The organism is Streptomyces sp. NPDC085866, assembly GCF_044541035.1.
Classification (GTDB): domain Bacteria; phylum Actinomycetota; class Actinomycetes; order Streptomycetales; family Streptomycetaceae; genus Streptomyces.
On record NZ_JBITSQ010000007.1, the window covers coordinates 296,676 to 311,331 of the forward strand.

10 protein-coding genes and 2 pseudogenes are annotated in these 14,656 nt (G+C 72.2%); 6 read left to right on the forward strand and 6 right to left on the reverse strand.

Annotated features, from left to right (window positions below; translation table 11 throughout):
- Nucleotides 1–41: 41 nt before the first annotated feature.
- A complete protein-coding gene (locus tag ACIF83_RS19865) occupies nt 42–3,092 on the reverse strand; it encodes an FG-GAP-like repeat-containing protein (protein WP_399728483.1) in 3,051 nt (1,016 codons plus the stop codon).
- 194 nt (nt 3,093–3,286) lie between these two features.
- Between ACIF83_RS19865 and ACIF83_RS19870 the strand changes: the two genes are divergently transcribed.
- Nucleotides 3,287–4,288, forward strand: a complete 1,002-nt coding sequence (locus tag ACIF83_RS19870; RefSeq protein ID WP_393478974.1) for a phosphotransferase — start codon at nt 3,287–3,289, stop codon at nt 4,286–4,288.
- Between the two features lie 182 nt (nt 4,289–4,470).
- A complete protein-coding gene (locus ACIF83_RS19875) occupies nt 4,471–6,015 on the forward strand; it encodes a N,N-dimethylformamidase beta subunit family domain-containing protein (RefSeq protein WP_399728487.1) in 1,545 nt (514 codons plus the stop codon).
- Nucleotides 6,016–6,037: 22 nt separating this feature from the next.
- On the opposite strand, the gene ACIF83_RS19880 is transcribed toward ACIF83_RS19875, so the two are convergent.
- From ACIF83_RS19880 to ACIF83_RS19890, 3 genes are all read right to left on the reverse strand, one after another.
- Complete coding sequence (locus tag ACIF83_RS19880) at nt 6,038–6,226, reverse strand: hypothetical protein (protein ID WP_393478969.1); 189 nt, start codon at nt 6,224–6,226, stop codon at nt 6,038–6,040.
- A gap of 137 nt (nt 6,227–6,363) precedes the next feature.
- Entirely contained in the window at nt 6,364–6,957 is a 594-nt protein-coding gene (locus ACIF83_RS19885) for a hypothetical protein (RefSeq protein WP_398139944.1), read from the reverse strand.
- A gap of 64 nt (nt 6,958–7,021) precedes the next feature.
- Nucleotides 7,022–7,642, reverse strand: coding sequence for a TetR/AcrR family transcriptional regulator (locus tag ACIF83_RS19890; protein WP_399728491.1), 621 nt, complete (start codon nt 7,640–7,642; stop codon nt 7,022–7,024).
- Nucleotides 7,643–7,862: 220 nt separating this feature from the next.
- Between ACIF83_RS19890 and ACIF83_RS19895 the strand changes: the two are divergent.
- From ACIF83_RS19895 to ACIF83_RS19910, 4 genes and pseudogenes are all read left to right on the forward strand, one after another.
- A pseudogene (locus ACIF83_RS19895) lies at nt 7,863–9,323 on the forward strand (APC family permease).
- Nucleotides 9,324–9,349: 26 nt separating this feature from the next.
- Entirely contained in the window at nt 9,350–10,921 is a 1,572-nt protein-coding gene (locus tag ACIF83_RS19900) for an amidohydrolase (RefSeq protein ID WP_399728494.1), read from the forward strand.
- A gap of 95 nt (nt 10,922–11,016) precedes the next feature.
- Nucleotides 11,017–11,114 (forward strand): annotated as a pseudogene (locus ACIF83_RS19905).
- Nucleotides 11,115–11,124: 10 nt separating this feature from the next.
- Complete coding sequence (locus ACIF83_RS19910; protein WP_398139940.1) at nt 11,125–11,853, forward strand: hypothetical protein; 729 nt, start codon at nt 11,125–11,127, stop codon at nt 11,851–11,853.
- A 51-nt stretch (nt 11,854–11,904) separates the two neighbouring features.
- Here the strand turns inward: ACIF83_RS19910 and ACIF83_RS19915 are convergent, their stop codons facing one another.
- Nucleotides 11,905–13,473, reverse strand: a complete 1,569-nt coding sequence (locus ACIF83_RS19915; RefSeq protein WP_399728498.1) for a carbohydrate-binding protein — start codon at nt 13,471–13,473, stop codon at nt 11,905–11,907.
- 220 nt (nt 13,474–13,693) lie between these two features.
- Nucleotides 13,694–14,614 carry a class A beta-lactamase gene (gene bla, locus ACIF83_RS19920; RefSeq protein WP_393478954.1) on the reverse strand — a complete coding sequence of 307 codons (921 nt, stop codon included), beginning with the start codon at nt 14,612–14,614 and terminating at the stop codon, nt 13,694–13,696.
- Nucleotides 14,615–14,656: the final 42 nt, after the last annotated feature.

Sequence of the window (14,656 nt, forward strand, 5' to 3'; positions counted from 1 at the left end):
GAGGACGCCTTTCTCGCGAAGTGCCGGAACAGACCCGTGCGCTAGGAGAGGCCCTTGTACGTGCCCCAGCCCGTGCCGATCTTCGTGCGGGCGCCGAAGGAGCCCTTGCCGGTGCCGTCGGTACGCCACAGGGCGCCGGAGGTGTCGCGGGCGACGAGGTCCGCCTTGCCGTCGGCGGTGATGTCGCCGACACCGATGACGGCGTTGTAGGAGGAACCCCAGTTGTCGAAGAGCTTCACCCGGGCCTTGAACGTGCCCGAGGCGGTGCCGCTGTAGCGCCACAGCTTGTTCGACTTGTCCTGGACGAGGAGGTCCCCGCGGCCGTCGCCGTCGAGGTCGCCGGCGCCGACGACCTTCTTGTAGCCGGACCAGTCCGCGTACAGCCTCACCCTCGCCGCGAGCTTCCCCGAGCTGGTCGCCTTGTACAGGTAGACCGCACCGGTCCTGGCGTTGCGTGCGAGAAGGTCCGCGCGCCCGTCACCGGTCACGTCACCCGGCGAGGTGAGGACGTCGTACTGGTCGAAACCCGTGCCCAGCACGGTGTTCGCGGTGGACGGCGTCACGGCCCTGCCGCAGCCGGGCCGGTAGGCGCGCAGGGTGCCGTCGGCGAACCGCACCAGGACGTCGTTGCAGCGGTCGCCGTCGAGGTCGCCGAACGGGACGGGTCTGACGGAGGCCGCCCAGCCCGAGCCGGTCACCTTGCCGGAGAAGCCTCCCCTGCCGTCGCCCTTCTGGATGCTCAGGGCGCCGGAGGAGGTGAGGGTCAGCAGGTCGCCGATGCCGTCGGAGCCCGCGTAGTCGCGCGGCACCGCCGCGGCGCCGGTCACCTTGACGGTGCCGGAGGCGGAGAGTGCGGATCCGTTGCCGTCGGCCGGGGTGGCGGTGAGCGTCCAGGTGTAGGCGCCGTTGGGCACCAGTGCTCCGCTCTGCGCCTTGCCGTCCCAGCTCACCCGTACGGCGCTGCGGGTGGGGCCGCCCTTCCAGGTGCGCAGGACGGCTCCGGTGGTGTTGCTCTTGAGGGTCACCTGCCAGGAGGCGGCCGGCTTGGACAGCCACCAGCGGCCGTCCCACCGCGCCGCACCGCCGGCCGCCGCGAACGAGGCGGGAGCGGTGGAGTCGGGCGCGGTGAGCCTGGACGCCAGCCAGGTGTAGTCGTAGGCCCCGACGACATGGACGGCACTGTCCGCGTCCACGTAAGCGACCTTGTTGGAGCGGCGGTCGACGGTCCAGGTGACCCCGCGGGTGTCGGCGGCCGAAGTGGCCGCGACGCCGGTGATCTCGCCGAGGGAGTCGGTGGCGTCGTTGAGGACCTCGGTCAGCCGGATCGACTTCTTGGCGGGGTCGTAGGAGCCGTAGAAGCCGTCGCCGAGGAGCACGTCCCCGACGGGGGCGGGGTACGTCCTGTCCATGTAGGAGAGGTTCTTGATCCCGGCCTTGTTCTGGGCGGCGCAACTCCAGTACAGGAGTGTGCCGTTGGCCCGCAGGTCGTTCGGTGTGCAGCTGCCGCCTGTCTCGACGGTCCGCACCGCCTTACCCGTGCGCAGGTTGGTCGCGACCACCTGGCCCGCGGTGGTGGACGGTGTCCACAGCGTGCCGTAGTCGAGGACGGCCGCCTGCGCGGTCAGTTCGCGCACGACCTTGCCGGCGGTGATGTCCACGACGTACTGCTTGCCGCCGCCCGCGTACAGCACGTACTGCGGGGACACGTCGAGGATGCGGCCGTCGGTGGCGGGCAGCGCGATGTCGCCCTCGGGGTCGTCGGCCGTGGTGAGGATGTCCCTGCCGGTGGCCGGGTCGGTGGTGAGCTGGGCGAGGCCTTCGTCGCCGCCGTCGGCGAAGCGGCCCGCACCGGTGCTGCCGGAGGTGGCGGCCGGGGTCAGCGGGGCCCCGTCGGCCGGTGTCAGGGCGGTCCCGATGTCCTGGCTGTGCAGCGTGCCGGTGCCCCGCAGGTAGTTGAGGAACCGTACGGTGCCCCGGTCGAGGCCGAGCGCGCCGACCGAGCCGTCGTGGTGGACGGGAGCGATCGTCTGCCAGGGCGTGACGGAGACACCGCCGCTGCCGTCGCCGGCGAGGAAGTACAGGGTGCGCGGGCTGTCGGCGGTGGCCCGTCCGATGACGGCCACCGACTCGCCGGTCTGCCAGGCCTGTTCGACGTCGGTGAGGACCGGGGCCGCGTCCGCGGCGAGCGACAGGTTGTGCAGCGCACCGCCTGAACCCTCGTACCACAGCAGGTTGTTGCCGACGACGAAGGAGGTGACGTCGCTGTCCGGCGACGAGGTCGGCACGGTCCGGACACCGGGCGTCTCCCCCGCGCCGGCGCGCGCCCGGATCCGGATGCCGGCCCCGTCCTCGCGGGTGTACCACGACACCCAGGAGCGGGTGAGCCGGAAGCTGCTCGCCGGCCCGGTCACCTGGAGAGCGGTGACGGTGCCGGAGAGGCCGTTGACGATGCCGTAGCCGGCGCGGCCGTCCTTCTGGTAGCGGACGACGAACTCCGTGCCTCCGTCGGCGGTCGCGAGGATCCGCGGCTCGGCCTCCGCCGTCGCGCCGTCGGGCAGCTGCACCTGGACGTCGTACGAGCCGCCCGAGCCGTTGGGCCTGAGAACGCGGTACTCGTGGGTGCCGTCGGCGAGTTGGTGCGAGACGAGCGCGAAGCCGCCGCTCATCTGCGGGTTCTGGTAGCCGCTCGGCAGCTTGAAGGAGTACGTGTAGCCGGTCTCCAGGTTGTACGCGGTGACGGTGATGCTGCCGTCGTCCGCGGTGGTGGAGTAGAAGACCCGGTTGTCGTAGTCGTACGTGTCGAGGATGGACTGCGCCGGTACGCCGTTGAGCGCCGGTACGGCCTTTCTGCTGCTGCTCCAGACGTATCCGTCGGTGCCCTCCTGCTGGTACAGCACGCCGAGCCGGCCACTGGCCACCACCGTGATCCGGCGGTCGACGTCGGCGTCGGGCGCGGCGATCGTGACTCCGGTGGTGACGGCGTATGCGGGCGCGACCAGCGGCGAGGCCAGTCCCGCGGTCGTGACGAGCGCGGTGGCGACGGTGACGACGGCGCTCCCCGCGCGCGTCAGCCGGTGATGCCGTGCAGGCACGGTTCCCCCCTGTATGCGGCTCTGGCGTCAGAGCTTCTCTGTCATGTCTCCCCAGACATGTGTTCGTGAGCATACAAGTGGCCCATGAAGCAGGCGTGTTGTGCGATCGGGCTATGCGAAGTCGAGGCCCCGGCGTCACGTCGGCCTCGTAAAAAGCGCTGGTGAATCGCAGGTCCGGATGCTGAGATGGCCCGATGTACGATCTTGCGTCGCCGACCGTGGACCGGGGCCGGTACACGGACGCGGTGACTCCCTGGGAGCAGGAGTCCTGGCGGAGCGCGGCCCTCGACTGGGTGGCGGCCGGGCTTGCGGCACACGGGCTGCGGGTGACCGGCCGCCTGCAGGTGCGGCTGCGGCCGTGGTCCGTCCTGATGCGGGTGCCCGTGGCCGGGCGTGCGGCCCTGTGGTTCAAGGCCAATCCGCCGGCCAGCCGCTTCGAGGGCGCGCTGACCGCCGCGCTGGCCCGTTGGGTGCCGGAGCACGTCCTTGAGCCGCTCGCGGTCGACGCCGACCGTGGCTGGTCCCTGCTGCCGGACGGGGGTGACCTCTTCCGGGACGTGCTCGAACGGGAGCCTGTGGAGCCCCGCGCCTGGGAGGACCTTCTCCGCCAGTACGCGCGCATGCAGCGCGCCCTGGTCCCGCACGCGCGCGCGATCGAACGGCTGGGTGTCCCGAGCGCCCGGACCGCGGAACTGCCCGAGATCTTCGACAGGTTGCTCGCCGAGAACACGGCACTGCGGTCGGACGAACGCGCACGGCTCGACGCGCTGCGGCCCCGCCTCGTGGACTGGTGCGCCGAACTCGCGGCCTCGGGCATCGCCGACTCGCTCGACCATGCGGATCTGCACGACGGCCAGCTGTTCAACCCGGAACCGGGCCGGTACACCTTCTTCGACTGGGGCGACGCCGCCGTCTCCCACCCGTTCTGCAGCCTGCAGGTCACCGCCCGGCGGGCCTGCGGCCGGTACGGGTCCGACGTGCTGCCACGCCTGCGCGACGCCTACCTGGAGCCGTGGACGGGAGCCGGTCGCACGGCGGCGGAACTCCGGGGCGCGGTGAGGTCGGCATGGCGGCTGAGTGCCCTGGGGCGTGCCCGCGCCTGGGGCCGCCTGTTTCCGACCGCGCCCGGAACCGCGCCTTTGGCCGCGCAGAGCGCCCGCACACTGCTGGAGCTCACCGAGGATCCCCCGCTGTAGACGGCCGGACACCACTCGTACGGCACAACGCCCGGATCCCCGCCCCGGTGCCGTCGTCCCGGTGTCCCGCCGGGACCGTCCGCTGCCGGTGCCGCCGGCCTGGAGTCGTCGTGCGGTTGCGGGACGGCAACCCGGATCGAGAGTCTGGACGAGGGACGAACCGGGCGGATCCGGGAGGCGTGGTGATCCCAGCACGCGGCATTCCATCCCTGGACCGCCGACGCTTCCTGGCCCTGTGCGCGGGCGCGGGCCTGGGCACGGCGGCGGCCTGCACGCCCGCTCCCCCGCGCGCCAACTCCCGCCCGCTCCTGCGGACGCTGCCGGAGGCCGAACAGGACGCGCCGGGCACCGCCGACTGGCGGATCCGCTCGGCGGGCCCGCCGGACGCGGTGACCGGCTACACGGACCAGGTGAGCGTCGCCCCCGGCCAGGAATGCGGCCTGCACGTGTCGACCACGGCCGCCTCGTTCCGGGTCTCGGCGTTCCGCGTCGGCTGGTACGGCGGCAGGCATGCCCGCCTCATATGGGCCTCACCGCGGATACCCGGCCGCGCCCAGCCGCCCCCGCGCCTGCTGCCCGCCACCCGTACCGTGCGCGCCGACTGGCCCACGGCGCTGAGCATGGACACCACCGGGTGGCCGGAAGGCGCCTATCTGCTGCGGCTGGAGGCCGACACCGGTCACCAGCGTCACATCCCGCTGATCGTCCGCTCCGCCGAGGGCGCGGGCCGCACGGTCCTGCTGCACGCGCCGGCCACCTGGCAGGCCTACAACCGCTGGGGCGGTTACAGCCTCTACGCGGGCTCCTCGGGCGCGTACGCCACCCGGTCCCTCGCGGTCAGCTTCGACCGTCCCTACGAGGGCAACGGCGCCGAGAAGTTCCTGGTCTACGAGTGGGCGCTGGTGGTGCTGGCCGAACGTCTGCGTATACCGCTCGCCTACACCACCGGCCTCGACGTCCACCGGGACCCGTCGGTGCTCCACGGAGCACACTCCGTCGTCTGTCTGGGGCACGACGAGTACTGGACGCCCGAACAGCGGGCGTCCGTCACCCGCGCCCGGGACGCCGGGACGAACGCGGCCTTCCTCGGCGCGAACACCTGCTTCCGCCGGGTCCGCCTGGAGGACGGGGAGCGGGCGGGCGACCGTACGGTGGTCTGCTACAAGACGTCCTACCGCGCCGACCCCTGCTATGCGTCCGACCCTGCGCTGGTGACCACCGACTATCGCAGCCCGCCCGCCGCCGACCCGGAGTCCTCGCTCACCGGCGTCCTGTACGAGGGCTATCCGGTCGACGCCCCCTATGTCGTGCACGCCGCAGATCACTGGCTGTACGACGGCACCGGCGTGCGCCCCGGCGACGCCTTCGCCCATCTGGTGGGCGTCGAGTACGACCGCGTCACGCCCGTCTCCCTCGCCCCCGTCCCCCTGGAGATCACCGCGCACTCCCCCGTCGTCTGCGCCGGCCGCCCCAGTCACAGCGACTCGGCCTACTACACGGCCCCGAGCGGTGCCGGGGTGTTCGCGACCGGCACCATGCGCTGGGTGGAGGGCCTGCTCGCCGGCACCGGCGAACTCGGCCGCGACCACGGCATGGACGACCGCACGCGCGGATTCGTCACGCGTACCACGGAGAACCTGCTGCGCACCTTCGCGCAGGGCCCGGCGACCCGCACCGGCCCGCCACCGCGTCCGAACGTGGACGAGCTGTACGGCGGAACGGTCTGACGGCGGCCACCGGGCCCCGGCATCACTGCGCCTGGTGCCCCGTGGCGCGGAGCCGGTCCCTGCGGGCGAGGTTGTAGAGCCGCAGCAGGTGCTTGGCCACGGCACAGGGCGCGGCGTCGGCATAACACTGGCGGCACGTCTGCACGTGCTGCTCGTAGGTGAAGCGAGCGCTTTCCAACGGATCGTTGTGCGCGTCGTTGAGAGAGGACATGGAGATCTCCGGGCAGGGCGCGTCCTGGGACCGCGCCGAGTTGACTGACTGGTACACCCAGAGCAAAGGTCATCATATTACTCGCGGTACTGGGAAACTGGCCGGTAACTACGCCTGACCTGGCCGGGACCGTGCGGTCAGTGGCCACCCGAGGGTTGGTCGCACCCATCGTGGTCGGGGTAGCCGCCGAAGGCGTCCGCCTTGGTCGTGGCTCCGTCCAGGGTCCCGGCCAGGCTCCCTTCCACGCACACCGGGTAGTCGTCGACCTGGATGAGGAAGCCGACGCCGCCCTCACCCGGGTACGCCTGCACCTGCCCGTCGGAGTACCCGAGGCCGACGAGGGCCTTGCGGACGCTCTCGGCACTGAACTGCCCGCGCCTGCGCTGCGGTTCGAGCGCCTCCCGGACGCGCGCGACGGCCGCGAGGCCCTGACAGCGGCGCTTGCCGTGCAGCTCGAACGGGATCATGAAGCCGTGGTTCTCGGCATAGTGGTCGGTCGGTGGTGCGGTGGGGCTCGGGGTGGCCGTGGACGGCTGCGGCGAGGCGGTGGGGCTCTCGCCGGGGCACGGAAAGTCCTTGGGGGTACTCGGCGTCGCCACCGCGCTGCGCGAGGGCCCGCCCGCGCCGGCCTCGTCCCCGGCCCGCTGTGTGCCGCATCCGGCCGCCAGTACGGCCAGTAACGCCAGCGGGACCATACCGGCCCGGGCCCCCGTCGTCCTGATCTTCGTCATGCGCCGATCCTGACCGATGCCGGGGTCGGCGTCATGAGTTCTCGTACTCAGAAGGCGAGCCGGCTCAGCCGACGTCGGCCCGCCGCTCCCGCAGGGCTCGGGCGTGGTTCATGAAGGCGGTCAGGCCCACTTCGAAGGCGCGGTCGGCCGGGCCCTCGCCCACCGCCGCGAGCGCCTCCGCGAGGCGGGGTGTCGGAGCCCGGTCCGTCAGCTCCCACATCGCCTCCGGTGCGGCGAGGTCGAGGGCCGAACCCAGCACCAGGTTCTCCAGGGCGATGATCAGGGGCATGACCTCGGCGCGGTCGAACCCGGCCGTGAGCAGCAGGCTCACGGCTCGTTCGTACTGCTCCAGCACCCGGGGCGCCCGTACGGGTGACGTCATCAGCAGCGGGATCACCCGGGGGTGGGCGGCGAACGCGGCGCGGTAGGAGCGGGCCCAGGCCTCGACGGCCGCGTCCCAGGGCGCCAGATCAAGGGTGCCGGGGTCGATCGCGGAGGCGACGTGCTCACGCAGCAGTTCCACGATGCCGTCCCGGCCGTCCACGTGGTGGTACACCGACCCGGTCTGGGCGCCGAGCCGCCGGGCGATCTGCGGGACGCTGAAGTCGCCGCTCTCGTCGATCAATTGCAGCGCGGTGGCGGTGATGCGCTCGCGGTCGAGGAGCGGTGTGCGCGGCCGTCCCATGGTCAGCGTTCTCCCTGAGGTCTTCCCGGATGCCCAACGGCAGGTTACATTGCGAAAACCGATAGCCTTTAGGTTTACGGCTCCGGGCACCGTCATCCCCCCGTGCGCCCGGAGACGTCGGCATGGACCCGCCCACCCCAGCCCCGGCCGCCGATGCCCGCGAACCCGGCTGCCCCACCACCGGGACCCCCTCCCGTCCGCCACCAGAAGGGCTCCCCGTATGTCCGTGACCACCTCCGAACTGCCGGAGGAGAGAGCGTCGACCGACACGGCCACGCTCCGCTCCGGTTCCCTCGGCACCGCCGACATCGTCTTCTTCGTGGTGTCCGCCGCCGCACCGCTGACCGTCATGGCCGGCGTCGCTCCCCTCGCGATCCTGTTGGGCGGCATCGGCGCGCCCGTCGGCTATCTCCTGGCCGGCGTGACGCTAGCGGTCTTCGCCGTCGGCTTCACCACCATGAGCCGCCACATCACAAGCGGCGGCGCCTTCTACGCCTTCATCACCCGCGGTCTCGGCCGCCCGGTCGGCATCGGCGCCGCCCTGTTGGCCCTGATCGGCTACAACGGCATGGAGATCGGCGTCTACGGCCTCCTCGCCTCGGCCACCCGGGACACCGTGCACTCCCTCTTCGGCACCGACGTCCCCTAGCTGCCGATCGCCCTGGCCGGGCTGCTGCTGATCGGCTACGGCGGCTTCCGCTCGATCGACTTCGGCGCCAAGGTGCTCGGCGTCCTGCTCGTCGCCGAGACCGGCATACTCGTCCTGCTCGCGGGCGGGGTGCTGCTCAAGGGCGGCGCCCACGGCCTGTCCCTCGCCTCCCTGGCCCCGGCGCACGTGTTCGTGCCCGGCACCGCCGCGGTCCTCGCCTTCGCCTTCGCCGCGTTCACCGGCTTCGAGTCGACCGTCATCTACCGCCGTGAGGCCCGCGACCCCGAGCGCACGGTCCCGCGCGCCACCTACCTGGCCGTCGCCTTCCTCGGTCTGTTCTACGCGTTCATCGTCTGGGTGGCCGTCCAGGCCTTCGGCGACGACCAGGTCGTCGCCGCGGCCGGCAAGGACCCGGCCGGGCTGTTCTTCACCGCGATCACCACGTACGTCGGCGGCTGGGCGGCCGACCTCATGCACGTCTTCATCATCACCAGCGTCATCGCCTCCCTCCTCGCCTTCCACAACGCCATCAACCGCTACGCCCTCGCCCTGGCGGAGGAGGGCGTACTGCCCCGCCGGCTCGGCCGCATCCACCCGCGCCACCGCTCGCCCTACGTCGCCGGCATCGCCCAGACGGCCCTCGGCACGGTCGTGGTCCTCGCCTTCTGGGCCGCCGACGCCGACCCGTACCAGCAGCTGCTGCTGTGGGTGAACACCCCGGGAATGATCGGCCTGTTGCTGCTGCAACTGCTCGCCGCGATCGCCGTGCCCTGCTACTTCCGGCGCATCGGCCACCGGGAGGGCAGCCTGCGCACGCTGGTGGCCCCCGTCGTCGCCGCCGTGCTGCTGGCGACCGCGATCGTGCTGGTGGTGGGCCACATCGACCTGTTCACCGGCGCGTCCCCGGCCGTGAACACCCTGCTCGTCGTCGTCTCACCCGTCGTCTTCGCCCTCGGACTGCCGCTGGCGTGGTGGCTGCGCCGCAGACGCCCCGAGGTGTACGCCGCCTTCGCCACCGAACCCGCCGAATGACCCCTTCCCGCACAGGAGTTGCCGCCATGCCCGCTGCCGACCTCATCCTCGCCGGCGCCCAGGTCCGCACCCTCGATCCCGCCCGCCCCACCGCCTCGGCCGTCGCCGTGCACGACGGGACGGTCACCGCCGTCGGGGAGGCCGAGGACGTACGCGACTGGCGCGGCCCCGGCACCGAGGTCGTCGATCTGGGCGGCGCGCACCTCGTGCCCGGCCTGGTCGACGCGCACAGCCATCCGGTGTGGGGGCTGGACATGGCGACGGGCACGGACCTGTCCGCCGTGACGGACCTGGCCGGGCTGCGGGCGGCACTCGCCGGGGCCGAGCGGGTACAGGGCTGGGTCGTCGGCTTCGGCCTGGACCACAACGCCTTCGAGGGCCGGCCCGTCCACCACGACCTCGTCGCGGACGTCCTCGGTGACACGCCCGCCTTCCTGCGCCTGTACGACGGCCACTCCGCTCTCGTCAACGGCGTGGCCCTGGCGGCCGCCGGGGTGACCGGGCCGCGCTCCTTCGCCCAGCGCGCGGAGGTGGTGTGCGACGCCGAGGGCCGGCCCACCGGTCACCTCGTCGAGCATGCCGCGATGGACCTCGTGGCGGACATCGTGCCGCGGCCGTCGTACGACGAGCGGCGCACCCGGCTGCTGGAGCTGCTGTCCGCCATGGCCGCCACCGGACTGACCGGCGCCCATGTGATGGACGGCGGCGACCTGGACCTCCTGGCGGCGGTGGCCCAGGAGACCGTCCTGCCCGTGCGGCTGCGGTTCGCGCCCTGGTGCATGCCCGGCGCGGACGAAGACGCCCTGCGGGAGCTGATCGAGCTGCAGGGCAGGGGCAGCCGGCACTGGCTGGTCGGCGGGGTCAAGTTCTTCATGGACGGCACCGTCGAGGGCGGTACGGCCTGGCTGGAGCATGCCGACTGCCACGGCCAGGGCACGGACGCGTTCTGGCCGGACCCGCAGGCGTACGCCGCCGCCGTTCGCACCCTGCACACGGCGGGCGTGCGGACGGCCACGCACGCCATCGGGGACGCGGCCGTGCGCCACGTCCTGGACACCGTCGCCTCGCTCGGACCCAGCGGCCGCGGGGCGCACCGGATCGAGCACATCGAGACGGCCCCCGACGAACTCCTTCCCCGTTTCGCGGAGTTGGGCGTCGCTGCGTCGCTGCAGCCGCCGCACACCGGCTACACGCGGGACGACGGCACGGACGAGTGGTCCCGCCGCCTGGGCGCCGACCGGGCGGCCCGCGCCTGGCGGCTGCGGGACCTGCGCGAGGCCGGGGCCACGGTGGCACTCGGCTCGGACTGGCCCATCGCGCACTACGACGTGCGGGCCGTCCTGGCGACCGCCCGCAGACCCAAGGGCGCCGCCGCACAGCGGTCGGGCCTCACGCCGCTGCAGGCACTGGAGGGCTGCACCGGCCACGCGGCCGCCGCAGCCGGCGAGTCCGACGTGGCCGGCCGCATCGCACCCGGCCACCGTGCCGACCTGACCGCCCTGTCCGTGGACCCCGTGCTGGCTCCCGGTGACGAACTGGCCGACGCACCGGTCGCGTTGACGGTGACGGGCGGCCACGTGGTGCACCGGGGCGGGTGACGGAGCACCACGTCAGCGGCACATCAGTCCCCCGTCAGCGACCCCTGCCACTCTCCTTCATGTGAACGGCACGGGAAACCGGAGGCCGGGAACAGGGAGAGGTGCCCGGAGTGGCTGATCGGGGACCTACGAGCTCGCCTCGAGGTCGGGCCCCACGGGGCCCACGCAGGTTCGAATCCTGCCCTCTCCGCCAGAATGTGCGGGTGAACGACTTTTGCCCGGTCCAGCGGGACCCCGCTCCGGAGTGGTACGGGCGCCTCCACGTCCGTACCGCCGACCTCTCCCCGGCCTCGTGGCTCACCGAACGCACCCTGGGGCACGCCGCCATGGGGACGGTCGCGGGAGTCGCCGCGCCCGGTTTCGCGGCCTACGCGAGGATCCTGCATCCGGCTTCCCTGGGCGAGCAGCCGGTGCGCTGGTCGACGGTGGCCGCCGCGCACGGCACCCGGGTGACCCCGACCACGCGCTGGCACGAGGTCATCGGGTTGGACCAGGACTGCCTGAACCGCTCCGACCACGGCCTGCCCGGCGTCTGGGACGAGGATCCGGGCGAGGGGCCGACCCCGCCCGATGTCGCCCGGGCACTGATCCCTGCGCTGGGCCGGCACACCCGGACCCCGGAGCGCTGCTGGTTCGGTCTCTGGTGCGGGTACGGGCGGTGGGAGTTCGACGGAATCCCCACGTTCGCGACGCCCGGCCGCGACGAGGTGCTGCTCGCGGGGACCCTGACCGACGCCGTCTCTCCGCCGGCCCTGGACGAGTTCGCCGAGCTGCCCGACCTGTGGTGGCCCGAGGACCGCGCCTGGTGCGTAGGCAGTGACGTGGACCTGACGAGCACATACGTCGGCGGATCCCCCCGGCTCATCGCGGAGTTGCTGTCCGACCCGGAGCTGGAGGCCCACCCCGTGGCCGCGGGCGACCCGGTCGGCTGAGCACACGGGAGCCGGCCTCGCGCGCGTGCGCGGGGCCGGCTCGCGGGTCGGCTAAGGCGTGACGACCGTGCCGCCGAAGGTCACCACGAGGTGGCCGTCCGAGGCGAAGGACCAGCCCAGGGCACCGGAGTACGAGGCACACCGGGAGCCGTTCGTGCCGGACCAGAACTGGTTGGAGCTGTCGGCGTCACCGACGGTCTTGTCGTTGGAGCCGCTGCCGGAGAACCGGCACGAGGTGTTGGCGCGGAACACCGAAGTCCCCGCGTCGAAGGAGAAGTTGCGCTCAGCGTTGTCGACGCTGACGTTGTTCGAGATCGCCATCGTGCCGGGGTTGCTGTTGTAGGTGAACCCGTGATGGCCGTTCTTGTAGGCGATGCTGTGCCGAACGACGTGGTCGACCGCGATGTCGTCGCCGCCGAGCTTGTAGCCGTTGCGGTCGCCGTTGGCGTTCACGGTGCCGTCGGAGAGGGTGCCGTTGCCGTAGGAGAGGGAGTTCTCGATGGTCACCGGGCCGATCGCCCCGGTGTCGGTCTTGGTGTAGAGGTCCCAGCCGTCGTCGATGTTGTTGTGGGAGACGTCGTACCGGAAGACGTTCCCGGTGCCGGTGGTCAGCTTCGCTGCGAAGCCGTCGGCGTCCTCGCCGTCGGAGTCGGCGTTGTCGTGCGACTCGGAGCTCACGATCAGGTTGTTCGACGGCCACTGGCCGCTCGGGGTGCCGGAGGAGATCCGGCCGAGCTGCAGTCCCGTGTCGCGGTTGTACGCCGTCACCGTGCGCTCGACGACGTTGTTGCTGCCGCCGACGTAGATCCCGTTGTCACCCGCGTGTTGCACGGTGAGGCCGTAGAGGTGCCAGTACGAGGCGTTCAGCTGGATCCCGCGGTTCGACGCACTCTCGCTCTGGGCTGCGAAGTTCAGCACCGGGGTCTCGCCGGGGTAGGCGGACAGCGTGGTGCGGGCGGCGGCCGTACCGTCGCCACCGGCCGGGATGGTCACCGTCGACGCGTAGTTGTACGTCCCGCCGCGCAGGTAGACCGTGCCGCCGGACGTGATGCGGCTGATGGCCGAGGTGAGCGTCGTCGGGGCCGACTCCGTGCCGGCCGCGCCGTCGGTGCCGCTCGGCGACACGTAGAGCACGGTGCCGGTCGCCGCCGTGGAGACGTCGGCGTCCACGTAGTCGATGTTGGGCAGGCCCGCGGAGGTGGTCGGGTTGAAGCGGACGGTGTTGCTGCCCGCGGTGACCGGCACGGTGAGCGTCTTGGTCACCCATGTCCCCCAGGCTCCGGTGGCCTCGAACGACGCCGAACCGGCCGCCGAGCCGTTCACCGTGACGTCGGCGGAGCGCGCGATGGTGGTTCCGTTGGCGAAGCGGACCTGGAGGGTCGCCGTGCCCGCACTGGCGGCGTTCACGGTGAACTGGGCGTAGGCGCCGCTCGCGTTGGTGCCGTTGCAGAATCCGCTGCCGGAGTAACCGGTCCAGTCGGAGTCGATGGTGCCGGTGCAGACCGCGGGGGAACTCTCGGCTTCGTACCGGGTGGTCGCGGCGTGTGCGGTGGCGCCGGACAGCGCGACGAGCGTGCCGGCGATCAGGCTGGCGCACGCGATGGCTGGTCTCAGATGCATCGGCTTGTCTCCAGGGGTCGGTTCGGCTGGGCGGGTGCGGTGCCGGGGTGCCGTGGTGCGACGATGCAGTGGTTCGAGTGGGTGAACACCACTGCCGGGTGCTTGCGGCAACCCGGCAGCGGAAAGCGCTTTCACCGACCGTAGGGAGGCGCCATGAGCGCGTCAATAGCCTTGTGCGTGATCAGAATTCAGTGACATGAACCAAAGGGGACCGCCTTGCCTACTCGCCGGGGGCGAGGGTACGCGCCAGGACACGAGCCGTGTCGGCGACCAAGGCGTCGTCCACCGGTGCGTCCTTGGCGGCCTTCGTGGACAGCACGGCCAGCACGATCGGTGTCCCCCGGGTCGTCCAGGCGACGCCGATGTCGTTCGCGGTGGCGTAGTCCCCGGTGCCGGTCTTGTCGCCGAGGACCCAGCCCCGGGGGAGCCCGGCGCCGAACCGTTTGGCGCTGGTGGTGTTGCCCTTCAGCCAGGTGACGAGCTGCTCGCGGCCGGCGCCGTCCAGGGCCCGGCCCAGGGTCAGTCGCTCGAAGCTCCGCCCGACGGCTTCCGGCGTCGTCGTGTCGCGCAGGTCGCCGGGGATCGCCGTGTTGAGGTCGGTCTCCCAGCGGTCGAGCCGGCTCACCCGGTCGCCGAGCGACCGGAAGAAGCGGGTGAGGCCGGCCGGCCCGCCGATCTGGCGCAGCAGGAGGTTGCCGGCCGCGTTGTCGCTGTACTGGATCGCGGCCGCGCACAGGTCGGCCACCCGCATGCCGGTGGCAAGGTGCTCCTCGGTCCTCGGCGAGTTCGGCAGGATGTCGCTCGGCGGGTAGTGGATCACCTTGTCCAGCGGTGCGCAGCCACCGTGGTCACGCAGGACGGCCGCCGCCGCGAACGCCTTGAACGTCGAGCACATCGCGAACCGCTCACCCGCGCGGTACGTCACGATCCGACCGGTGCGCACGTTGTGGGCGTACACGCCGAGCCGCGCGCCGTACCGCTGCTCCAGATCACTCAACTCGGTGTGCGGATCCGCTGTTTCGGCGCCCGGGGCGGCTGAGGCGGTCGGCGCCCCCGCGGCGGGAGCGGCCACGGCGGCGGTGGTGAGGGCGAGACCGGCCTTGAACAGGCGGCGGCGCGGCATCGGACTGGCACTGGTCATGTGCGGAGTTCTCCCGAGTGATCCGTCGTCGGCTTGGTGGAT